This is a genomic window from uncultured Gimesia sp. (assembly GCF_963976445.1).
In the GTDB taxonomy this organism is placed as follows: domain Bacteria; phylum Planctomycetota; class Planctomycetia; order Planctomycetales; family Planctomycetaceae; genus Gimesia.
Genome location: NZ_CAXBKP010000043.1, coordinates 1 through 22,234, shown reverse-complemented (window position 1 = coordinate 22,234; position 22,234 = coordinate 1). Strand labels below are relative to the sequence as shown.

Sequence of the window (22,234 nt, the reverse complement as noted above, 5' to 3'; positions counted from 1 at the left end):
CCACCACCGACATGGGCACGCATGTGCCGCTGGTCGCCTACTGGAAAGGACACACACCGAAGGGCAAGGTGCTGAACGACCTGATTGACTTCACCGACTTTTATCCCACGCTGGCCGCGATGGCAGGTGTGCAACTCGCGAAGAGCGACCCCATCGACGGTCGCAGTTTCTTACCGCAATTGAACGGCCAACCAGGCCAGCCCCGCGACTGGGTCCTCTGCCATTATCAACCCTATTGGGGCCGCTTCACAGGCAGTCAGTACGTGCGCGATGCGGAGTTCAAACTCTATCGCGACGGACGCTTTTTTAACGTACCTCGGGATCTCACTGAGAGTCAGAACTTGACCGCAGGTAAAGCGAGCAACAAGGGAGAACAGTCCCGGCGGATCTTGCAGCAGACACTCACCACCGTTCCCCCGGCTCCACCGGTCCAAGGGGGAAAAGAAAAACAAACGCGTCCCGTTTATCCCGACTGGAAGAACATCCTGAATCCCAACGATTAAAGTATACCTTGCACATTCCATCAGAAAGTAAACACCGTGAAACTGAAGTTGCTCACACTGTTAACCCTCCTGCTGGTGCTGTCATTGCTTGTGTCAGCCCGGACCGAAGCAGCGGAAACACGCCCCAACATTGTCTGGATTCTGGTCGACGATATGTCGTGTCACTTCGGCTATCAGGGAGAGACACTGGTCAAGACACCGCACGTCGATCAGCTCGCGCGGGAAGGGGCTGTGTTCAATAACGCTTACGCGACGGCGCCGGTCTGCTCCGCGTTTCGTTCGGCTCTGATTACGGGCATGTATCAGACCACCATCGGCGCACACCATCACCGTAGCGGACGGGGCGCGTTGAAGATTCACCTGCCCCAGGGAATGCAGACGGTTCCTGAACTCTTCAAAAAAGCCGGTTACTATACGACGAACGCCAACCCGGAAGGGACGCGGCCCGGCAAAGAAGATTATAACTTTGTTTATCAAAAGTCGGACCTGTATGACGGCTTTGATTGGACGAAACGCGGCAAAAGCCAGCCCTTCTTTGCGCAATATCAACTGCAGGGCGGAAAACTGCGCAACGTCGATCGCTGGTATGACGAAGTCAAAACCGGTCTGAAGACTTTGGTCACCGCAGAAGAAGTCACACTGCCCCCGTATTACCCGGATCACCCCGTGATTCGCGAAGACTGGGCCGCCTACTTGAACTCCGTCTCTTATACCGACCGTCAGGTGGGCCGCATCCTTGACAAATTGAAACAGGAACACGTACTCGACAATACGATCGTCTTTTTTCTGACCGATCATGGCATCAGTCATGCACGCGGCAAACAGTTTCTGTATGAAGAAGGGCTGAAGATTCCGTTCGTCGTCTGGGGACCCCAATTCGTGGGATCAAAATCGTTACGCGAAGAACTGATCGCGCACATCGATCTCGCCGCGACCAGTCTGGCACTCGCAGGCATTGACATTCCGGCGAACATGCAGGGACGTCCTTTATTCGGTTCCGAGGCCAAACCGCGCTCATATGTGGTGTCGGCCCGGGACCGTTGTGACGAAACCGTCGATCATATTCGCAGTGTCCGTAAAGGGAATTTCAAGTACATTCGCAACTATCTCCCCGAGCGTCCTTATCTGCAACCCTGCAAGTACAAGGACGGAAAACCATTTATGCCCGTATTGCGCGAACTTCATGCCGCCGGAAAATTGAACGCGGCCCAGTCACTGCATCTCGCCGAGACACGACCCGAAGAGGAACTCTACGATCTCACCAGTGATCCGTGGGAGATTCATAATCTGGCCGACAACGCTACTTACAAACAACAGCTCGCCGCATTTCGAAGTTTGCTCGCGAACTGGGAACTCAGATCAGACGACCGGGGCCGCTTCCCCGAATCAGAGGCCATGTACGATAGCGATATGAAACTCTATCTCGATAAGTCCCGCAAGCGAGATCCCGAGCAAGCCGCCATCTTGGAAGCTAATATTAAGCAAATGAAACGTTGGCGCGCCGCAGGCAAGTAGCAAGTAAAATCAAATTCACGATCCATATACACACAGGAACAGATCATGTCTGACCGCTGGCTGCATCGACGCGATTTTCTGGTTCAATCTCTGCTCACAGGGGCCTGCGCGCTGGGAGCCCGTGATCTGAGTGCAAAGGAAAACAAGCTGCCTCTGTTTGGGCAGGGCAAGTTTCAATATCGGCCCGTCGCGGGCTGGGGTGTCTTAGACGAAAAAACGCCGGTGAAGAACTGCAGTGCGATGGTCGTCGATTCCAATGGCAGAATTTTTCTGCTGACTGACGAAACGGCGAACAATGTCATCGTTTACAACAAAGACGGTCAACTACTGAATAAGTGGGGCACTCGCTTTCCCGGCGCGCATGGTCTGGAGATTGTGAACGAAGGTAATCGGGAGGTGTTGTTTATTACCGATCTCAACCTGAATCGAGTCTTCAAGACCACGCTGGACGGCGATATCTTGATGGAGCTGACTTACCCCAAATCGACGGGCAAATACGCCAATGAGAAAGAGTTTCGTCCCGCATGGACGTTGCACTTGCCCAGCGGCGATTTCTTTGTGCTGGATGGCTACGGCAAAGATTACATCATGCGTTACAACCGTGAAGGCAAGCTGCTGAATTACTTCGGCGGGCCGGAAGGAGGCATCGCACATTGGGGCCCGCATGGGGGAGTCATTGATACACGCGGCCCCGGCGAACCTGAGCTGGTGATTGCGATGAGCGATCAGCAGACGATCAAACGCCTGACGCTGGACGGGAAATGGATCAAAGAAATTTCTCTGCCCGGCTCAAATCCGCGCATGATTCAAATCGTCGGCGAACACATGTTCGTGCCGCACCTGGCGGACAACTGGCCCAAAGACCGACAAAGTAAAGGCTACATCTCGGTGCTCGATCGTGATTATCATATTGTGTCGAACATCGGCGGAACGGCCCCCCACTACGTCGACGGCCAACTGCAACCGATGCACCAACAAGGGGGCTTCTTCCGCCATCCGCATGATCTGGTGGTGGCTGCCGATGGTGCGATCTATGTGCCGCAGTTCGCTTCGGGAAACACGTATCCGGTCAAGCTGGTCCCGGAGACTTAAAAAACCTTGACGAAAACTCACTAACGGAATCAGTCCATGAAAAGAAGTTTTTTGATCTATTTTTTACTCATCATTGCCGCGTCGGTGTTTATTGCACCACCCGCAGTGGCACAAACAGAAGCGGCGGCTCCCATTGATGCCAGCACGCTCACCGGCAAGGTCATGGTGGGCTATCAGGGTTGGTTCAACTGCCCCGGCGATGGCGCCAAACTGGGTTGGAAACATTGGGCCCGCAATGGTGGGAAGCCCTTCGGACCCGGAAACGTCACCGTCGATCTGTGGCCCGATGTTTCGGAACTGGATTCGGACGAACGATTCCCCACGGGATTCAAACATACTGACGGCAGCACAGCGGACGTCTTCAGCAGTGCGAATCAAAAAACGGTAATACGACATTTTCGCTGGATGCGTGAATACGGAATCGACGGTGCGTTCCTGCAGCGTTTTGCATCGGGTCTATCAGCGCCCGCTCTACTGCGAAATAATAATACGGTGTTATCGCATGTCCGCGCGGGAGCAAAGGAGTCAGGACGCGCATTTGCGGTGATGTATGATCTGAGTGGTCTGAGAGCCGGGCAGGTCAAGCGGGTGCGCGAAGACTGGACCTTGCTGCGCGAACAGCAGAAGGTCACCAGCGACCCCACCTACCTGCATCATGAAGGTCAGCCGCTGGTCGCGATCTGGGGCATCGGCTTCAGCGACAATCGCCCGTATTCACTGCGCGAAAGTTTCGAACTGGTGCAGTGGCTGAAGTCTAATGGCTGTGCGGTGATGCTGGGTGTGCCATCATACTGGCGCGAAGGAACCCGCGATGCCGTCAACGATCCGTTACTGCATGAGATCATCAAAGCCGCCGATGTCGTCAGCCCGTGGACGATTGGCCGCTATCGAAATCCCGACGAAGCGTCGCGGCACGCAACCCAAGTCTGGGAACCCGATCGCCGTTGGTGTGAGCGCGCGAATCTCGACTTCCTGCCTGTGATCTTTCCCGGATTCAGTTGGCATAACCTGCACGGCGGGAAACTCGATCAAATCCCAAGGCTTAAGGGCGAATTCTTCTGGTCGCAAGTCAGTGCCGCGAAGCGTGTTGGATGTCAGATGATTTATGTCGCGATGTTTGACGAAGTCGATGAAGGTACGGCGATCTTCAAATGCAGCAACACGCCGCCCACCGCCGACGGAGCCCGCTTCAGCACGTTTGAAGGTTTGCCCAGCGACCACTACTTGAAACTCGCGGGCCGTGCAGGGCGACTGTTGAAAGAAACGAATGAAAGTTCCCCTGCGAACAAAACAACCGGGCATCGGCAGTTGATTGGCTATGGGGAAGGAGTGATGGAGCTGGATGAAAAGAACAACATCGTCTGGCACTATCAGAGGCCGGGCATCGAAACGGTTTATGATGCCTGGAAACTCGATAACGGGAACGTACTGTTTTGTCATCGGTTTGGCGTGCGTGAAGTGAATGAGAACAAAGAAACCGCCTGGGAGTTCAACGTGCCTCGCGAGAAGGGAAAGCAGGAAATCAATTCCTGCCAGCCTCTGAAAGATGGCAAGATTTTGATTCTGGATTGCGGCAATCAGAAATTATTGGAAGTCAACCGTGACAAGCAGGTGACACTATCGATTGATCTGCCCGACGGCGGCAAGAACCCGCACAACCGCTATATGCAGGCACGCAAAACTCAACAAGGCACGTATCTGATTTCGTATCGCGATAACAAAGTCATCCTTGAACTGAATGCGGACGGCAAGGAAATCTGGCGATATAAGCTGAACGAGAACGATCGCCCTTTCACCGCAATCCGCCTGGCGAACGGCCGCACGCTGATCCCCTGCATCACATCGTACCGGATCATCGAAGTCGACCCGGACGGAAAGATCACCTGGGAGCTGACCAAAAAAGACGACCTGGGTTTCGAACTCCTCTACCCCGTCGGCGTGCAGGTCCGCAAAAATGGAAATCTGGTTGTGATCAATTCCGACTATCACCATCGGAAAGGCATGAACAACGACGTGCAGGCGTTCGAAATCACCCGCGACAAAAAAATACTCTGGACATTAACCAAAGCGGATCTGGAGAAAAACGGCAAAACCTCCGTCGTCGAACGCGGCACCAAAATGCCCTCACATCACCTGTTGAGTATTCAAGTGCTGGGGGAGCCAGTGGGGTTGAAATAGCGAACCATTTTATTTTCAAAAGGTTTTTATCATGCAGCTTCCACGTCGCTCGTTTTTAAAGTCCTCGCTGGCACTCTCGCTGAGTAGGATGTTTCCGGCTTCTCTCCTGCTGGCGAAAGGGGAATCGATCGGCGGTGCGCGACCTTTGTTGAAACCCGTGCATGATCAGATCGTCTGTCCCTGGTCGCCGCAACATCCGCGCCATGATCATCAGCTGATCCTTCCGCTGGATGAAACACGCCTGATGCTGGTCTGGTCGGAGTACTATAGTCAGTCTGATAAGCCGTCTCAGAAAAAAGGGCACTCGGGCATCGGCGATCATGTCGCCTGTCAGATTACGTCGATGATTTCGAACGACCGGGGACGCACGTGGGGCAACCGGCGGGTGCTACAGCCGAATGAATGGAAGCAGAATGTGAAGCACCCCAATCTGGTGCGCCTTTCCGAGAAGGAGCTTCTGTTCTTTTACGTCGGCTGGGACGATCACGCCCAACGGAACGTCTTCTTACGCCGTTCGATCGATAACGGGCTGACGTGGGGCGAACAACGGCAGGTTTCCGAGCCGGGCTGGTATTGCTGCAATGCCGACCGGGCGTTGCGACTGAGTACGGGCCGCGTAATCCTGCCTGCACACGGGCCTTTCGCCAAAGAATATATCGGGGGTACTTCGTACAAGGGGGGCGATCTACACTCATTTGTCTTTTATTCGGATGACGGGTTCCGCACTTGGCGACGAAGTGCGAACAGCATGACTGCGAAAGGGCGTGGCTGTCATGAACCGACGATCGTTGAATTGAAAGACGGTCGACTGCTGTGCCTGTTACGGAATACGAACGAGAAAATTTATCAGAGCATTTCGAAAGATGGTGGCGAACACTGGAGTACTCCCCAGCCAACGCAGCTTCCTTCACCGGAATCCCCGGCGATTGTGAAACGGATTCCGCAAACGGGAGACCTGCTTCTGTTGTGGAATAACGTGGCTTCTCCCACTAACTGGCCACGCACGCCTCTGACGGCAGCGATTTCCAAAGATGAGGGACAGACCTGGAGCCATTTCAAAGATATCGAAAACCGAAAAACTGTGGATGCGGCTTACCCATCGCTGACCTTCGTCGGCGACGAAGCGTTGATCACCTATTACTCTCGCTCCACCAACTGGAAACGGGATTCCGAAGTCACGCTCCGGATTTATAAGACCGATCAGTTTTATGCCTGATGAAGGCAGAATGTGACTTGCTTAGGCTGTGCAAAACCATTTCGGGAATTAATCAAACGTTTTTAACTACCACGAAAGACACGAAAAAGCACGAACGGAGTGACCTGATCTCAATGCATCGACTTGATGAGTGTTTCTTTTTCTTTTCTTGACAGGGCCTTAATCGCCAGCTCTCGTTTCAGTGCTAAGCTGCGGGTGGCTTGAATTTCGTGATACACGATGCTGACGGGAAGACGACTGCGCGTGTAGCGTGAACCCGTTCCTGCATTGTGCTGTTCACATCGTCGGGTCAAGTCGGTCGTAATGCCCGTGTAGAGTGAGCCATCCGCACACTGTAGAATGTAAACGAACCAGGTTGCCGGTTGTTTCTCCGTTTTCTTTTCATCCGGGACTGGTTCTTCCCCGATTGAGTCCACTGACTCATTCATCTGGCTCACCAAATTCTTGAAGGCATCGTTAGGTGTGCCGTACCAATCAGACTCTTTAATCCCAATTGACGACAATAAATAATCATTGATCTTGAAGCCTGCTTCATGAGGCGAGAGCTGATCGTCAATCAACAGATCTTGCGCGTACTCGACAAGTTGATTCATACAACTCGTCACAGAACGATTTAAAGCTTTCCCCACCTGAACCCGGTTTTTTTCAGGGGCAATATACTTTCGAAATGCCCATTGCTGTGCGTCATCGGCGGTAAAGTCTCGAATGCATTCGAAGGCCGCTGTGGCGAACTTCTTCTCGTTGGTGACCCCTTTGCCTGGCATCACACAGGAATAAAGCGACTTTGAGTTACTGAGGAGAATATACTGACTGCGGTTGGCATAAAACAAACGGCACGACCAGTCGGCCAACGGGTTCTGATGCAAAGGTAGTGCATTCAGTTTGCCGGTTTTAATTTTCTGATTCAGTTTATGTGAGAGTCGTAAGAACATCTGAAATTCCTGCAGCTTGTCATCGCAATCAAAAAGTATGATTGCACATTTATTTTTCCAGTTCCTTGACCAGAAGCACGCTATCGGTCTGGGCAGTGGCGTCTCTTTGGAAACCTCGCTTACGAAACATGTCCAGCATGATATGATTATCTGGAGCTGTTTCTGCAACGACGCGCTGGATGCCCCATTCTCGGCATACTTCAAGACAGTGATCCGTCAGCAGCGATCCCAGCCCCAGGCCATGCCACTGATCTTTCACCAGAACCGCATACTCGGCTTCCTGATGATCGGCGTCGGCGACGAGTCGCCCCACTCCAATGAGCCGACGTTGATCCTGTTCTAAAATCTCTGCGACAATGGCGATCTCTCGATCATAGTCTACGAAACAGAACCGCGTTGCCATATCATGGGTTGTGGCCTGAAATGAATAACGAAACCGCGCATGAATGGATGCCAACGAACATTGACCCAACAGATCATGCCACATCAATTCATCTTCGGGTTTAATCGGACGCAGCAACACCGCTGTCCCGTCTTTCAGCGTCACAGCTTTTATAAATTCTTCCGGATAAGGACGAATCGCCAAGTGTGAGTAAGGTCGGATCGGTTGAACGGAGGCGCCATGATCGACCACAATCCGGGCATCAAGGGCAATCACATCCTCGGGCGTGGCCAGCAGCGGATTGACATCGAGCTCGACAATCTCGGGAAAATCAGAAACGAAGTAAGACAGTCGAATCAAGACTTCGATCAGTTGCTCAATGTTCACAGCAGGACGGCCGCGGTATCCATTTAAAAGGGGCCAAGAACGTAGCGACTCCAAAGCCCTGCGTGCCAGCCGTTCATTGAGCGGCGGTAACTCTAATGCACGATCCTGATATAATTCCGCAGCGGTCCCCCCGGCTCCCACCAGCAGGACCATACCAAAGACGGGATCTCGTTTGGCACCCACAATCAGTTCGTGGCTTTCTAAATCCGAAACCATTCGCTGGACAGTCACTCCGTCGACCTGCGCGTCAGGACGTTTTTCCTGCACACGACTCAGAATACGATCAAAGGCCTCACGTATTTCTGTTTCATTCGTAAGACCCAGTTCAACACCCCCCACGTCTGTCTTGTGGGTGATTTGCTCTGAAAATACCTTGAGCACGACGGGCAGTCCTAACTGTAAAGACAAAGCAACCGCATCGTCGGCTGTGCGCGCGACCTCCGTTTTTGTGACGGGGATGCCATACGCTTCGAGCAATTTTTTGGATGTACTTTCAGATAAGATGCCCTGCCCCTCGGTGAGCGCAGAATCAAACATCTTTCGTAATCGGGCACGATCAACGGAATACTCGACCGGTAATTCGCGAGGGGTTTCATAAAGGAGCTGTTGATTGCGCGCATAAGAGACCAGATACATAAATGCGCGGACGGCTTGTTCGGGTGTCGTATAAGTGGGGATGCCAGCGTTATTTAAGCATTCAATCCCCGCGTGAACTTTGGCGCCTCCCATCCAGGCTGTGAGCACGGGCTTTTGTGTGGATGAGATCGCTTTGATCACCGCAGTAGCGGCTCCCGGTGGATCCGTCATTGCCTGCGGCGACAAGATCACAAGCAGGCCATCCACTTGCGGATCGGCGAGTACAATTTCCACGGCTTTGCCAAACCGCTCAGGCGGGGCGTCTCCCAGGAGATCGAGCGGATTTCCATGCGACCACGCACTGGGCAGTACGCCGTTCAGTTTCTCAATCGTTTCATCTGAGAACGTAGCCAGCACTCCCTCTCGGGCCAGTAAAGCGTCGGTTGCCATCACGCCCGGACCACCGGCGTTGGTCACGATGGCCAAGCGGTCCCCTTTGGGAGTTTTCTGCCGCGCAAGCAACTCGGCACAATCAAATAAATCATCGAGCTCAAATACGCGCACCACGCCTGCCCGTTCAAAAGCCGCTTCATAGACAGCGTCGACTCCCGCCATGGCGCCCGTATGTGAAGCAGCCGCTTTCGCAGATTCCGTAAAGCGACCGGCCTTGTAAGCGATGATTGGTTTCTTTTTTGTGAAGGCACGCGCCGCCGACATGAATTGCCGTGCTTCCGTGATCGATTCGACATACAAAATGATTGCCGTTGTATGAGGATCCAGCGCAAAGTAGTCAATCAGGTCGGCGATGCCCACATCGAGCATATTGCCCACGGAAACAAAATGAGAAAACCCAATTTTTTCCTGCAGCGACCAATCCAGCACAGAAGTGCAAAGGGCACCCGACTGAGAGATGAAGGCAATATTCCCCGTCAGCGGCATATCTGTGGCAAAACTGGCATTCAACTTTGCATAGGGGGCCATCACCCCCAGACAGTTCGGCCCGACAATTCGCATGCCAGAGAATTTTCTGGCAATCGTTAGAAGCTGCTGTTCCAACTCGCTGCCTGCTGTTCCGGCTTCTCGAAAACCGGCCGATAAAATCACAATTCCCCGTATCCCTGCTTCGCCACATTGTTGAATCATCTCGGGAATCGTGCGTGCGGGGATACAAATCACAGCGAGATCGACGGCTTCAGGCAAGCCGGCAACGGTGGCATAACAGACGTGATCGCCCAACTTGTCATAGCGTGGATTCACGGGATAGACCGCGCCGGGAAACCCGCCTGCGATCAAATTTTGAAATACGGTCTGCCCCACACTCAGTGGTCGCTGGCTGGCGCCGACGACAGCGATCCGCCGGGGATGAAATATCTTTTCGAGATTTCGGATGGGCATGTTTGTTGGGCCTTTGAATCGGAATTTCGGCTTCTGTGTTCTCGGTAAATTCAGGCCGATGTCAGTTCGAGCAAATGATGTTCGATACTCTCTGCCAGCGCGTGAGGATTATATCCCCCTTCGAGCACACTTACCACACGATCACCGGCATGCACGGCTGCGATATCCAGCACAATCCGGGTCAGTCGCCCGAAATCTTCGCTCTCCAGACCGAGTGAGCCTACCGGGTCAGCCTTGTGGCTGTCAAAGCCGGCACTGATCAAAACCAGTTGTGGCTTGATTTTCTCTGCCAATCGTTCGACAGCAGATGTGAACATCTCAAAATAGTCTTCTCGGGACGTACCAAATTCGACCGGTACATTGACGGTCGTTCCCAGCCCCGCTCCCGCTCCCGTTTCGGCGGCGGTTCCCGTACTATGATAAAACGACGAACGATGAATCGATAAAAAACCGACCTGCCCGTCTTCCCAGAAGATCTCCTGCGTTCCGTCTCCATGATGCACATCCCAATCGACGATCAAGACCCGCTCAAGCCCCAATTCGTCAATCGCCAGTCGCGCGCCAACGGCAACGTTATTAAACAAACAGTATCCCATTGCCGTATCTGAAGTCGCATGATGACCGGGAGGCCGCACCAGACAGAAGGCCCGCTCATTCGCGCCTTGAACCACCTGCTCTACCGCATCACAAACGGCCCCGACAGCCATACGGGCAACCTGAGACGATCGGGGTCCGACAAAAGAATCATCCGATATATAGCCGCCCCCCTGTAGACAAAATTCTTTGACGAACCTGATATACTTACGCGAATGAACTCGCTCCAGACGCGAATCAGACACCTCGTCCCAAGACCTGCGGGGACAGCCGGCGTGGATTGCGATCTGATTGACCCGACGCACAGCAGGCAGAATTCGGGCCGGATTTTCAGGCGGATTACCCGTATCAGGTTTCAGGAAAACAGGATCAGAATAGAGGATGGTCATGGTCGTTCACTTCTGCTAAATCTCCCGGCGATCAGGTCAGGATTCATGGTGGGCAACCAGAGGTTCAAAATCGGCTTCTTGAAAATCAACAACCTCGCTCAACCAATACTTTTGGACGAAGTCAGTATGATCCGAATGAGCTGTATAGGACTGATACTCTGCTTCCGATTCAAAACGCATGGCGATGCCGAATGTGTGATTGTTCTTGGAGTTGGTCTGACGCCTGATGGCAAAATCTCGGACACCGGGAATGTCTGCCAGTGCCGAAGCGGCATCAAGAAACGTCTGTTCTTCAGGGGACCCCGGTGAATGTTTCAGCAAAAAGGTCACCGTGTGCTCGATCACGTTAAGTACTCCCGTTCGTTTAGGTCTATTCAACTACTTTTAAGAGGTGGGATTTCTTGCCGTCGTCCTACTCCGGCATTGCACATCATATCCGGCGGCCTGGAGAGGTGCAATTTAGTCTGTAGCGCGACAAAAAGAACAACCCGCGTCCCTCTAGCTGAGTCAAAAGCCTGTCTTCACTCATCAACGGTGGGCATATCCAAAAATTGAAGTGCCCGCGTTGCCGCTTTACGGATTCTTTCACTGTCGTTGCTGCAATGGTGCTTGACGAAAGCAGCTAACGCGTCTGTTGGAGCAACTCCAAAGTTGTAACCGATATCCATTTTTGTTAAATACACCGGACTCGTTGCAATGGCATTGGCGAGAAGTCGATCACTACACTGATTCAGAAACTGATAGATTCTTGCTTCTTGTGCGAATTTGATCCCAATGACAAAGTAAGCGCCGAGAACCTCGCTTAAACCATCAAACGGGATGATACTCACGAATTCCACATCGACCTTCAGTTGCTTTGCCAGGTCAATAGCTTGCTGGTCGGTGAGATTTTTTAACGCCGGCTCGACCACATCGCATAGAATGGATTCGATAACGGGAAGCGCGATTTGATCACCTTTGAGTAATTCCATGCCCGCTTCGTTGACGACAAAACAACTTGTCTGTGCTTTCCGTCTTCGATTATAAAGCGTATCCAGCACCAGCTTGTCGAGTTGATTCATGCTTCGTATTTCATCTTTCTTCAGGTGAACCGGAATATAAACCGGTACCCATTCTTTTGACCTGGGGTGAGGGGCGTATTGCTGAGTTCCGGGAGGGAAACGGAGCTCAATCGATGAACAGAAAATGTCTATTTTGTTGCTTTTATAAAGCAAACCGGGCTCACTGTTTTGCTTCAGATGAGCTTGAATGACAGGACATCTCGCTGGGGCCGTTTCACGAGCAGAAAAATCATGAATGAGAAAATGGCCAGCCCGATGGCACCGAAGAAGACCGACGTCCAGATGGGACCGATGGTGTATCCCAACCAGTTCATGAGCTGTTTCATTCCACTGCGACGGCCGGAGGCTTCGTAATTGGGGTCGGCGTCTGCAGCGAGGAAAATGAATAACCCACCGATGGCCGCGGTGACTGCCAGTGCGAAGAGGGGGCCTTGCATCACCGACCACGCATCGGCGTCTTCCTGGCTGTGTGTACCACCCAGATATTGTTGAACTGCTTCAAAAATCTGTCCCTGCTCACCTTCTTTGCCATCGGGAATCTTCTGCTTCTTTCCCTCTTCATCGAAAATGGAAAGCTGGTTCAAATCTTTGGCGTAAGTGACACGGACCAGACGTTCGCGAGACAGACAAGAGGCTTTGGATTCGGCACGGATGATGGCTGTGGCTTCTTCGGGCTGTTCGGCAAGCGTGGTCAGGAGCCGTTCGAAGGTTTCCGGTTTTTTAATATTCAGTGACCAGGAGATTCCAGTCGAGTCGATATGCACTACATGCGATTTGACGCTGTCACCCGTATTGGCAGTCCACGCTACCAGAGTCCCGTTTTCATTCGACGAATCCAGGGCAGAAGAATCGGAGGGAGCGAGTTCGTCGGAATCGTGAGTATCGTTCATGGAAGTTCAATCACTTGTTAGAGTAAACTATGTCATAAAACCCGTGCATTCGATCAACGGTTGTTCCAGCTCATCATTCATTATTTTTTATAATATCGAATTAGTAGTCAAGAAAATTATTGTGCTGGGCGACTGAAATAAGAAAACCGCTCGATATTGTTTCCCTCAATCAACGCTTAACATATTCTTCACTGACATATACTCCACAGACATCTTCTTAACAGACAAGTATCCAACAGAAAACTGATATGACAGAACGTCGCCAGAACTCACAGGGATGGGAATGCGTCAAGTCGGAGGGGCCGCCTCCCTTTGTTACGCACCGGCTGTTTCGCCACGCCGATGGCTCAATACGGGAATGGCTCTCCCGCAAGCATCGTAAAGGGTTGATGGCTCGTGAACTCGGCCTGACTGAAGCGGTCGGCAAGCTGCTGATTCGCTGCCTGTGGATGCCGCGAGAGTTGAACTGGTGGATTGGTTCTGTCTTCGCTCTGGGGGCGTCGCTATTTGCCATCGCCAGCATTCTGAGTCTCGCTCCCGATCTGGCAGCAGCCCTCTCCCTGGCTCCCTCTCAGGTGAATGCGATTTACTTTGCCGGATCGATCCCCTTCACAACAGCGGCTTACCTGCAGCTGTTTCAGGCAGCGAATTCAGGCGCACTTCCCGATGAAGATCGGGAACCACCGGGGCGTCTGAAAGTGTTCGGCTGGAAACCGGATAACGTTGGCTGGCTCAGTTGTGCGTTGCAGTTTGCTGGAACAATTCTGTTCAATTTCAATACCTTCGATGCCATGCTGCCGTCCCTTTCCTGGTTCGATACAGATCTAGTAGTCTGGATTCCGAATTTCGTGGGATCGATTCTGTTTCTGGCGTCGGGTTATCTGGCATTTATCGAAACTGGTCATCAATACTGGGCCTGGCGGCCGGGAAATCTGTCCTGGTGGATTGTGTTGATCAATCTGCTGGGTTGCCTCGGCTTTATGATCTCAGCGTTGTTGGCATTAACGCTGCCCGAACCAACTGCGCCATGGCGGGACACACTGTCGGTTACGTTTACGCTGCAAGGCGCAATCTGTTTCTTCCTGGGAGCGGTGCTGATGCTTCCCGAAACCGTTCGCGAGGAAGCAGTCTCGCAGGGTTAAACATTTTTCATGGCTCCGAAGTCTCCCGCTTTTGGGCCGCCTTCCGAATTGCTGATCGATTCTCTTTCGTCATGGGAACGTCTTTTCGGACCTGCCTTTCAAACGAGTACAATGATTGAACATCCAGCGTCACTTTGTCCTGCGGCGGATGTCCCATGCGGGTCAGAAGTTCGACGAGGTCTTCTTCGAATCGCTTCTGCCACTTGTCTCCATAGGTCTGTTTGCTGAACGCCACGATCTCGGAGGCGGGGAGTCCATCCAGCAACACGAGTTTGAACCATTCTTCACCGAGTTTGACTTCTGGTTGAGATTCCTGCCAACCCACTGCAGCGAAAGGCGCTTTCTTCGGAAATTCATCACTCAGTTGGGATAGTGCGATGATGTTGCTTTGCTTCACGCTGGCATCCACAATTTCCCATGCTGCTGCTTCCGCTTTTTTGGAGTCGCCATCATTCGATGTGACGGCAACCACCATGTTCTTCTCGGGAATGAACACTACCAGTGCGTACCACAGTGTGTTCGACCCGTTATGCCAGTACACCGTGTAGGGAATCTCCTCGCTCGGTTCTTTCTTGATCCAGCCGCAGGCGTAATTGTCGAGATCGGGGGTGTGCAGCAGTTTATATGTCTCGGCAGTGAGCAATTTTCCTTCGCCACGCTCGCCAAGCATGTGTTCCCTGGCGAAAGTACAAAGGTCGTAGAGCGTCATGTGAACGGTACCGGCGGGGCCGATGATGGGGGTATTATCTCGCTCGTCGCTTGCTGCGATTTTGCTTTGAATAAGCAAGCGGTGACCCCGTGGTTGTTCGAGTGTTGCGGCTGCCGATTTCGGCGGGCCGAACCCCACGCTTCTGAGTTTGAGAGGCACGGCAACCTCTCGTTTCACAAGATCTTCCCAGGTGATGCCGGTCATTTTTTCTGCCATCGCTCCCGCAATGGTGTAACCGACATTGGAGTAGACACGCTTCTTGCCCGGCGGATTCTCTGGCTTGACTGCAATGAAATCCAGTACCGCTTCTCGCCGTGCGCGTGTACGTTCGGGACCGCGTGCAGGTCGTTTAGATAACATGTCCCTGGGAATGAGCGCTGGTGCGCCCGCGGTATCTGTTAACAGTTGTCGAAGTGTGACCGACTTCCAGTCTTCGTGGAGGGAGGCGTTGGGAAAGGACTCGCCGATGGTATCGGTCCATTGCATCTGACCTGATTCGACCAGTCGCGCGATCATCGTCGCCGTGATGGACTTGCTGATCCCTCCCAGATGCCAGGAATCGCTGGTCTCAAGCGTCACCCCGCTGCCAACCTTCCGCTCTCCGTCGGCCACAGCAGCCACGACTTTCCCGTCGACCATGACCATCGCGGCAAGACCGACAAGTTGATTCTCCTGACGCAGTTCTGCAACCAGATTCGCCGGGGCATCGGGCCGATCATTGCTGGAATCGAATCCTCCATCTGCCATCCAGGCAATAAAAATCACCAGGAAGACTAAAATGACCACAATCGTAAATAAGCCGATCGTAATCCGAACCGGAGAATTACATGGTACCTGGAGCTCCTTTTTTGCGAAGGGCAGTCCCGGCAGGGGGATCTGATTCCCTGTGCCCTCGCCCGTCGTTTCATCGCCTAAGCTGGAAAGTAATGTCAACAACTCCTGGCGTCGCGGTTCAAGATCTACACGTACGGCACGTTGATTCAAGTAATAGATCGACGCATAGATGACAAATAGGACAAAGCCGAATAATGCCGCGGTGCCTAGAAATTCCCACCAGACACTAGCCGCTAGCCAGGAAACATGGACATTGAATGCCATGAGTGAAATGGAAGGCGGCAGTAAATACCACCAGAAAATATTGCGCAACAACCAGATTTGGTCCTCTACTTCGGTTAATAAACGCTTCACACAAGGCAGCAGTGGCTCACCTGGCTCACTGGGCTTCTGCTTGTGGCGCATGCGATACACCAGCATGAATCCGGCTGACCAAACGAGAACCGGAACTGTCAGATACCATGTCCAGGGGGAATCTGTCACGGCCCCCAGAAGAAACCAGATGGGAATCAGCAGCAATGCGACCCCAACTTCAACAAAATCGCGATAGAAAATCGTAGCACGGAAGTTGAGCTGGTCGTGCTCGACTACTTGGCGCAGTAAGTTAGCATCAATCGTGACGCGCGTCTGAGATGATTGTGCCTGCCAAGCTTGCTGAAATTCGTCAGGAGCCATCTGTTTCCCCTTTCATCAGTTCGTTCAGCGCTTTTTTGGCCCGGTTCAATTTCACGCCCACATTGCTTTCTGAGATGCCCAACACCTCGGCCATCTCGCGATAACTCAATTCATCCAGGTAGAGCAGTACCAGCGCCGCATCGGCTTTTGGTAACTGGTGAATGGCCTTGTAGAGTTGTTCAACGGTATCTCGCTGCTGCGCCTGCTCGGCTGTGCCGCCACCTTCAGTGACCAGGGTTTGTATCTCCAGCAACGGTTTTTGTCTTGCCCGACGGGGCTTATCTTTTCTGTTCCAGTTCATCGCGGTATGTAACGCGACGCGATAAAACCACGTCGCCACACTCGACTTCTGCTCGAACTTCGGCAAGGACTGCCAGGCCTGGAGCAGAATTTCCTGCGCAAGATCCTGGGAATCCTCTGTGGTCAGAGTGTAGGCGCGCGCCACTTTCATGACGGACGAGCCACGCTCGTCCAGCCAGTTCATGAACAGTGACTTTTGCTCTTCGTCCTGCAACTCTCAACCTCTTCGGTCTAATCTATCAGTCTATCACAGCTGACGCATTGATAGCTCACTTAATTCGGATAGCAGTCTGCTTAACACCATTTTGATGCAGAATCAAGCTTGTGGCAGGACCCGTTTTCCTCAATTTGAATTCCAGCGTGGCAGGGATACCACGGTAGGACCATCGAGTAGGTGAATCTGGAAAGACCTCCTGGGTGGGTTGATTGGTAATACCAACCATCAAGTGCCCATCACGATCACGGACCGTGAAAATAAAGTTCGGCGCCAATTGATATCGCCCTACCAACCGGCGGCGCTGTTTCGCATCAATAACGAGGTCATCCGATTTATGGTCTGACGTTTTGTCTGGGCCTGGTTTTACATCCTGGCCTGCTGCTTTCATTACCAACAGCATCGCCAGTTGATCGATTTCGTTGATAACGGCTGTATTGCACAACACAACGACCGCGCAGTTTAACTTACGATTAATGAAGAGTACCGAATATGATCCAGCGGTCTGACCGTTGTGCCAACGAGTCTGACCATCTTCGGCAATCATCCAGCCCAGTCCCATCGCAGGACCCGATGCATCTGCGTCGCTTTGTTGTTTCCAAGCCAATTCAATTGCTTCGCCAATTTTACCAGTGGGCGGAGTCAATTGCGCCTGTGCGAAACGCAGCATGTCCTGCATCGTTGCGCGGATTCCACCGGCGCCCGGCAGGTTTGAAAACATCCAGGGCGGTGTGGGTGAGCCAAACTTATCATGCGGCGTGGCGAATCGCTGCCTTTGATCTTTACTTAGTGAAACAGAGCAATCAGTCATTTGCAGTGGCTTCGCGATGCGCTCCTGCAACAACTGCTGATAGGACCTGCCTGCCTGCTGCGCGACCAGATACCCCAGAACCGACGCCCCCAAGTTTGAGTATTCCTGCGAAGCACCAGGCTGACGAGGCAGTTCGTATTGATTCAGGAACGCCGCTGCTTTTTTTGAATTGTAATTCCGATACGGATTCTTCAAATCAGTCAGCACTAAATTGCTGGGGAGTCGTGGCAGCCCTGACCGGTGGGTACTCAGATCAATCCATTTGATCGACCGATTATCACGCGACGGCAACCAAATCCCCGCCCGATTGTCAACGTCGGCTGCTGCATTCAAATCAATCTCACCCCGTACGACTGCATCGGCCAGCATTAACCCCGTGAAGACCTTGCTAATCGATCCGATCTCATAAAGCGTCGAGTCATTGGCTTTTTTACCGTCTCGGTTCGCGCTTCCCAAGTGTACAATTCCCAAGTGTTTGCCTTCGATGTAACCGATCGACAGTCCGTCAACGACTCGATTTTTAACCAATGGCCCAGCCGCTTTCTCGACCCATTGATCGGTCAGGTTCTGCGCCGATGCAATCGGTATTTCAATCCCGAAGTTAAAAACGATTGAAAGCAGGGTTAAAATCCAGCGCTGACCGTTCATATTAATTCCTCGCAAAAATAGAAACCTGCACCCCCTTCCTCGCTGGTGAGGGTGTAAACGCACCACATTCATGACGGACGAACCATGCTCGTCCAACCAGTTTATGAACCGTGACTTATGATCTTCGTCCTGTTAACACAAAACCTCTTTCCAGAAGTATTAGTAACTTGAGCAGACGATTCCTTACAAAAAAAGAGGAAAAACGTCCTAAGAAGAAAACAGATTGGTGTGCCCATTCTACTTAATTCTGACCAGGTTATTATGAATGCGGGAATGTTTCTGCATAGGAAAACCTGCTTGTCGCATTCGCTCAATAGCCTGGGATCGTTCGACAGACGCAAGCGTCCTCGTTCCCAGATCTGTCCGATTTCGGAGTTACTTTGGAAATACCGGAAATCGGGTTTGCCCAGCATCAGGTGCCCCGCCCGAGAAAAAGGCACGCTGGTCGGCACCTCATCCCCGGGCGGGAGGTATTTCGAATGCTGGTTTGAATCGTGGTCATCATACCGTTGTATGTTCAATGGCATGTTCCATCAACTGCGGAGTAAACCGGGGTTCTCTCTGTCTGGGAGCAACACCGACACAGCTGGGCTGTTCAATTCGTGCCTGCAATTCTTCTGCAGAGCAGCCCAGTTCGCGTTCCACCCACTGATCCGAATAAATCGTATCGAGGTAACAGGTGCCGGAGTCATGCAGAATGGCGGCACACACCTTGGCTCTCAATTCGGGAATCATTGACCGAATCGCTTCCAGAACGCCGCCCGCTGATCCCCCGGGAAGAATGGCTTCATATTTGACCATTCGCCGACAACCCACGACACAATCCAGGTCTGAGACGCGCTTCACCCCATCAAATTCTTGTCCCGCTGCTAAAGAAGAGACATGACCTGCTCCCAGTCCGGGGATTCGTCTGCGGCCTGCCAGACCACCAAACAGCGCACTGCCCTCAGCATCGACGGCGATCACTTTGGTATTACGTCCCCGTTTTTTCAGATAATCCCGGCAGCCACATGCCGTGCCGGTGCTGCTGGTTGCGACAAACAGGTAATCGATTTCACCATTCAGCGCTTCATCGATTTCCTGGATCGTTCCGTGTTCGTGAGCGAGCGGATTTTTCATATTCGAATATTGGTTTGGCCAGAAGGAATCGGGAAACTGGTTGATTAATTCCAGAACCCGGGCGATGCGTGCTTTGATAAAAGCTCCCTGCAGAGGCCGCGCGACTCGTTCAATCACCGCGCCGTACGCTTTCATAATGGCAATATTCTGTTCTTGTGCATGCGGATCGACAACACAAATCAGTGGCAGGTCATAATAACAACAGGCTTGCGCCAGACCGATGCCCATGTTCCCGAACGTGGATTCAATGATCGTCGTTTTTTTGTCGATCACTCCGGAGCGGAGCGCTTCTTCAATCATGGTACGGGCAGGACGGTCTTTGGCACTCCCTCCCGGATTGAAGGCTTCCATCTTAGTGTAAAGCTGAACGTCGTCCGTTCCCAGATAGCGGCGTACATTAATCAAGGGGGTAGAACCGATGGCATCAAGGACACCCTCTTTGGGAACTTCTTTACTGCTGTCGCTCTGTTCTATATTGATCATTGTTCTTCTCCGATATGAAAGTTACTGAATGCCCGTCAGTGTGAGCACTCTGTGTAAAAGCGAATCGTGTGCCAATGTGAGGTAAAGCACCTTTCACGACCGGACCTGCGGATTATACGGATTTTAAGCAGAGAAGAGCTGGAGTGATTGAACGCTGAGCAACCAGTCTGGTCATCTGGCTATCATGAACGGCCCCAAGACAGGATGCGTATCTGAGCTTCGGACTTTCATTGCCAGGTGACTACATGACGTCCTGAATTCTATGATGAAAAACAATCAGACGTGAAGTCAAATCCCTCTTGCTTCTGGACAAACTTTAAGACCGTCGCTGGCTCCTTTTAACTTGCCACACCTGGACCATATCATTGAACATCTTGAAATCAGGAAGTACAATTCTTCTGGTCGCATCACCTGGTAGCCTGGAATGATCGCTGGCTCATTCACATCGATTATGTTCCACATTTTTTGAGAGATAGTGCGCAACTAATGGTAGCTTCTTCATTAGACAAAGCCTTTCATTTACTTGAGGCTCTCGCTGTTGCCGATGGTGCATTGCCATTGGTAAGCATTGTGAATGAATTGGGGTACCATAAGTCAACCGTCCACCGACTACTCCATGATTTGGTTGAACTGGGTTATGTTTGCCGAATCGACAAGGGCAAATATCAGCTCACCGGGAAACTGCGCCGGTTAGCGCTCGGGAAAATCAATGACCTGTTGGTGGAAACGGCAACCCCTTATCTGCGTGCACTGAATGAGCAAACGGGAGAGACGATCAATTTGGGAGTCTTGCGAGGGGCAAATGTGCGTTACCTGCAGATCATTGAAAGCCGACACCCGCTTCGTCGTGTGGTCGAAGTAAACAGCAGAGACCCTTTCTATTCGACGGCTCTGGGGCGCGCCATCTCATGTCATCTCAGCAACCAGGATTGGGACGCGATGATGGCGCAAACGAAACTTGTGGCAAGAACCCCACATACAATCATTGATCCGGACGAGTTACGAAAAATTCGTGATCAGGCCAAACAAGATGGTTATGCGATAGAGCAAGACCAGAATGACATTGGCATCACCTGTGTGGGAGCACCTGTCTTTGAAGGAGATCAGATTGTGGCTGCCATCAGTATGAGTCTTCCGACGGCGCGGATCAATGCGGGCTCTCAACAAAATTTGATTGATGCCGTTGTGCAAACAGCAAAACAAGTTTCCGCTCAACTTTCCTCGTGAAGATCACATCCCGATCAGTCATTCAACCAGTGTAAAACGCTCCTGTTTGTGTGTTAAGCATCGAACTCTGCTCACAAAACTATCTGATTGAAGCACACCTTATTACTTTGTGAGTTCAAACTTCAATTCGTTCACGCCCTCTTCTTTGATGTCAGCGGTCAACGTTGTTTCTTTATTATATTGTGGAGGTATATATTGTTCTGGAAAGCCTCCAGGGCCTCCGCTGGGAGTCAGATTCGAATTTTCCTGAAACGCGCGAATTTCTACTTTCATTGGACCGGGACGCAATTCGCCTTTGAAATATCCATCGGCGATGTCGATCACATCGATGCGTTTCGCTTCGTTAGTACCCGTGAAGATAATCTGGCCTTTTGCTAAAGGCGTTCCCTCGAATGTGACCTCTCCGGAAACGGCATACTTTTTCGGCCCTGTTTTGCCCGATCCACAACCGGCTGCGACAACCGGGAGCACGAGTATCATGAACAGCATAAAGCGGCCGGTCGGCAAACGTCGCAGCACCTCGAACAGAGGATTCATTCTCAATGGCAAATTGTCGGTCATGGGCCCCGCCTGGATCTGGATACGATCGATTAATACAAAAAACGAACACACGTTGCAGCGTCAGTCTTAGATCCTGAACCACTGCCAGCCGCGTGTTGCCTAGAATTCGCCGACAACTTCATCGCCCGCACGGGTCCCGATAGCCCGACAGATGTTGACGTCAAGATTCTCCGAAATAAACCGCACGGCGCCATCTGCCAGCAGTCCATGCGCGCCACCTATATGCCGGCTGCGCGCATAGAGCACGACGCGGCCGCGATCGCCATTGGACGTCCGCACGCAAGGACCGTGTATCGTGTCATTCTTGCAGAAAAGAATCGCATCAGGCTGGTCGGTATTCGGAGGGAACTCTGTGCTGAAGAAAATATTACCCCCATAGTTGTCCCAGTACAGACCGCGCC

At 52.2% G+C, this 22,234-nt stretch carries 19 protein-coding genes; 7 read left to right on the top strand and 12 right to left on the bottom strand.

The window, feature by feature from the left end; all coding sequences use genetic code 11:
• From AAC022_RS26295 to AAC022_RS26275, 5 genes are all read left to right on the top strand, one after another.
• On the top strand, nucleotides 1–503 hold a 503-nt coding region (locus tag AAC022_RS26295; RefSeq protein WP_339736143.1), incomplete at its 5' end, for a sulfatase/phosphatase domain-containing protein.
• Between the two features lie 36 nt (nucleotides 504–539).
• Complete coding sequence (locus AAC022_RS26290; protein ID WP_339736141.1) at nucleotides 540–2,018, top strand: sulfatase; 1,479 nt, start codon at nucleotides 540–542, stop codon at nucleotides 2,016–2,018.
• A gap of 45 nt (nucleotides 2,019–2,063) precedes the next feature.
• Nucleotides 2,064–3,110, top strand: coding sequence for a hypothetical protein (locus AAC022_RS26285; protein ID WP_339736139.1), 1,047 nt, complete (start codon nucleotides 2,064–2,066; stop codon nucleotides 3,108–3,110).
• Nucleotides 3,111–3,146: 36 nt separating this feature from the next.
• Nucleotides 3,147–5,288, top strand: coding sequence for a glycoside hydrolase family 71/99-like protein (locus tag AAC022_RS26280; protein ID WP_339736137.1), 2,142 nt, complete (start codon nucleotides 3,147–3,149; stop codon nucleotides 5,286–5,288).
• Between the two features lie 31 nt (nucleotides 5,289–5,319).
• Nucleotides 5,320–6,504, top strand: a complete 1,185-nt coding sequence (locus tag AAC022_RS26275) for a sialidase family protein (protein ID WP_339736135.1) — start codon at nucleotides 5,320–5,322, stop codon at nucleotides 6,502–6,504.
• A 110-nt stretch (nucleotides 6,505–6,614) separates the two neighbouring features.
• Here AAC022_RS26275 and AAC022_RS26270 read toward each other — a convergent pair whose 3' ends face one another.
• The 6 genes from AAC022_RS26270 to AAC022_RS26245 form a co-directional block, all read right to left on the bottom strand.
• Nucleotides 6,615–7,436, bottom strand: a complete 822-nt coding sequence (locus AAC022_RS26270; RefSeq protein ID WP_339736133.1) for a GIY-YIG nuclease family protein — start codon at nucleotides 7,434–7,436, stop codon at nucleotides 6,615–6,617.
• A gap of 49 nt (nucleotides 7,437–7,485) precedes the next feature.
• Nucleotides 7,486–10,176, bottom strand: coding sequence for a bifunctional acetate--CoA ligase family protein/GNAT family N-acetyltransferase (locus tag AAC022_RS26265; protein ID WP_339736131.1), 2,691 nt, complete (start codon nucleotides 10,174–10,176; stop codon nucleotides 7,486–7,488).
• 50 nt (nucleotides 10,177–10,226) lie between these two features.
• The gene (locus AAC022_RS26260; RefSeq protein WP_339736129.1) at nucleotides 10,227–11,159 is read right to left on the bottom strand and encodes a histone deacetylase; all 933 of its coding nucleotides are present in this window, start codon (nucleotides 11,157–11,159) and stop codon (nucleotides 10,227–10,229) included.
• 36 nt (nucleotides 11,160–11,195) lie between these two features.
• Entirely contained in the window at nucleotides 11,196–11,504 is a 309-nt protein-coding gene (locus AAC022_RS26255) for a Dabb family protein (RefSeq protein ID WP_339736127.1), read from the bottom strand.
• 176 nt (nucleotides 11,505–11,680) lie between these two features.
• The gene (locus AAC022_RS26250) at nucleotides 11,681–12,220 is read right to left on the bottom strand and encodes a hypothetical protein (RefSeq protein WP_339736125.1); all 540 of its coding nucleotides are present in this window, start codon (nucleotides 12,218–12,220) and stop codon (nucleotides 11,681–11,683) included.
• Nucleotides 12,221–12,393: 173 nt separating this feature from the next.
• Nucleotides 12,394–13,110, bottom strand: coding sequence for a hypothetical protein (locus AAC022_RS26245; RefSeq protein ID WP_339736123.1), 717 nt, complete (start codon nucleotides 13,108–13,110; stop codon nucleotides 12,394–12,396).
• A gap of 248 nt (nucleotides 13,111–13,358) precedes the next feature.
• Between AAC022_RS26245 and AAC022_RS26240 the strand changes: the two genes are divergently transcribed.
• Entirely contained in the window at nucleotides 13,359–14,252 is an 894-nt protein-coding gene (locus AAC022_RS26240; RefSeq protein WP_339736121.1) for a hypothetical protein, read from the top strand.
• Nucleotides 14,253–14,259: 7 nt separating this feature from the next.
• Here the strand turns inward: AAC022_RS26240 and AAC022_RS26235 are convergent, their stop codons facing one another.
• From AAC022_RS26235 to sbnA, 4 genes are all read right to left on the bottom strand, one after another.
• Nucleotides 14,260–16,470: a serine hydrolase domain-containing protein gene (locus AAC022_RS26235; protein WP_339736119.1), complete on the bottom strand. Its 2,211-nt coding sequence runs from the start codon at nucleotides 16,468–16,470 to the stop codon at nucleotides 14,260–14,262.
• Entirely contained in the window at nucleotides 16,460–16,954 is a 495-nt protein-coding gene (locus tag AAC022_RS26230; RefSeq protein ID WP_339736117.1) for an RNA polymerase sigma factor, read from the bottom strand. The genes AAC022_RS26235 and AAC022_RS26230 overlap by 11 nt, the downstream gene beginning before the upstream one ends.
• Before the next feature lie 85 nt (nucleotides 16,955–17,039).
• Nucleotides 17,040–18,443 carry a serine hydrolase gene (locus AAC022_RS26225; protein WP_339736115.1) on the bottom strand — a complete coding sequence of 468 codons (1,404 nt, stop codon included), beginning with the start codon at nucleotides 18,441–18,443 and terminating at the stop codon, nucleotides 17,040–17,042.
• A 501-nt stretch (nucleotides 18,444–18,944) separates the two neighbouring features.
• Entirely contained in the window at nucleotides 18,945–20,045 is a 1,101-nt protein-coding gene (gene sbnA / locus AAC022_RS26220; RefSeq protein WP_339736113.1) for a 2,3-diaminopropionate biosynthesis protein SbnA, read from the bottom strand.
• Between the two features lie 486 nt (nucleotides 20,046–20,531).
• Between sbnA and AAC022_RS26215 the strand changes: the two genes are divergently transcribed.
• Nucleotides 20,532–21,272, top strand: a complete 741-nt coding sequence (locus AAC022_RS26215; protein WP_339736111.1) for an IclR family transcriptional regulator — start codon at nucleotides 20,532–20,534, stop codon at nucleotides 21,270–21,272.
• Nucleotides 21,273–21,374: 102 nt separating this feature from the next.
• On the opposite strand, the gene AAC022_RS26210 is transcribed toward AAC022_RS26215, so the two are convergent.
• Nucleotides 21,375–21,833: a hypothetical protein gene (locus AAC022_RS26210; RefSeq protein WP_339736109.1), complete on the bottom strand. Its 459-nt coding sequence runs from the start codon at nucleotides 21,831–21,833 to the stop codon at nucleotides 21,375–21,377.
• A gap of 99 nt (nucleotides 21,834–21,932) precedes the next feature.
• Nucleotides 21,933–22,234, bottom strand: a 302-nt coding sequence (locus AAC022_RS26205; protein WP_339736107.1) for an H-X9-DG-CTERM domain-containing protein, incomplete at its 5' end; no start/stop codon positions are given.

Excerpts from the sequence above, each read along its gene's own strand:
- AAC022_RS26280 (WP_339736137.1), top strand. The coding sequence starts at position 3,147 with ATGAAAAGAAGTTTTTTGATCTATTTTTTACTCATCATTGCCGCGTCG.
- AAC022_RS26275 (WP_339736135.1), top strand. The coding sequence starts at position 5,320 with ATGCAGCTTCCACGTCGCTCGTTTTTAAAGTCCTCGCTGGCACTCTCG.
- AAC022_RS26265 (WP_339736131.1), bottom strand. The coding sequence starts at position 10,176 with ATGCCCATCCGAAATCTCGAAAAGATATTTCATCCCCGGCGGATCGCT.
- AAC022_RS26235 (WP_339736119.1), bottom strand. The coding sequence starts at position 16,470 with ATGGCTCCTGACGAATTTCAGCAAGCTTGGCAGGCACAATCATCTCAG.
- AAC022_RS26270 (WP_339736133.1), bottom strand. The coding sequence starts at position 7,436 with ATGTTCTTACGACTCTCACATAAACTGAATCAGAAAATTAAAACCGGC.
- AAC022_RS26285 (WP_339736139.1), top strand. The coding sequence starts at position 2,064 with ATGTCTGACCGCTGGCTGCATCGACGCGATTTTCTGGTTCAATCTCTG.
- AAC022_RS26250 (WP_339736125.1), bottom strand. The coding sequence starts at position 12,220 with ATGAATCAACTCGACAAGCTGGTGCTGGATACGCTTTATAATCGAAGA.
- sbnA (WP_339736113.1), bottom strand. The coding sequence starts at position 20,045 with ATGATCAATATAGAACAGAGCGACAGCAGTAAAGAAGTTCCCAAAGAG.
- AAC022_RS26240 (WP_339736121.1), top strand. The coding sequence starts at position 13,359 with ATGACAGAACGTCGCCAGAACTCACAGGGATGGGAATGCGTCAAGTCG.
- AAC022_RS26230 (WP_339736117.1), bottom strand. The coding sequence starts at position 16,954 with ATGAACTGGCTGGACGAGCGTGGCTCGTCCGTCATGAAAGTGGCGCGC.
- AAC022_RS26260 (WP_339736129.1), bottom strand. The coding sequence starts at position 11,159 with ATGACCATCCTCTATTCTGATCCTGTTTTCCTGAAACCTGATACGGGT.
- AAC022_RS26210 (WP_339736109.1), bottom strand. The coding sequence starts at position 21,833 with ATGACCGACAATTTGCCATTGAGAATGAATCCTCTGTTCGAGGTGCTG.
- AAC022_RS26215 (WP_339736111.1), top strand. The coding sequence starts at position 20,532 with ATGGTAGCTTCTTCATTAGACAAAGCCTTTCATTTACTTGAGGCTCTC.
- AAC022_RS26245 (WP_339736123.1), bottom strand. The coding sequence starts at position 13,110 with ATGAACGATACTCACGATTCCGACGAACTCGCTCCCTCCGATTCTTCT.
- AAC022_RS26225 (WP_339736115.1), bottom strand. The coding sequence starts at position 18,443 with ATGAACGGTCAGCGCTGGATTTTAACCCTGCTTTCAATCGTTTTTAAC.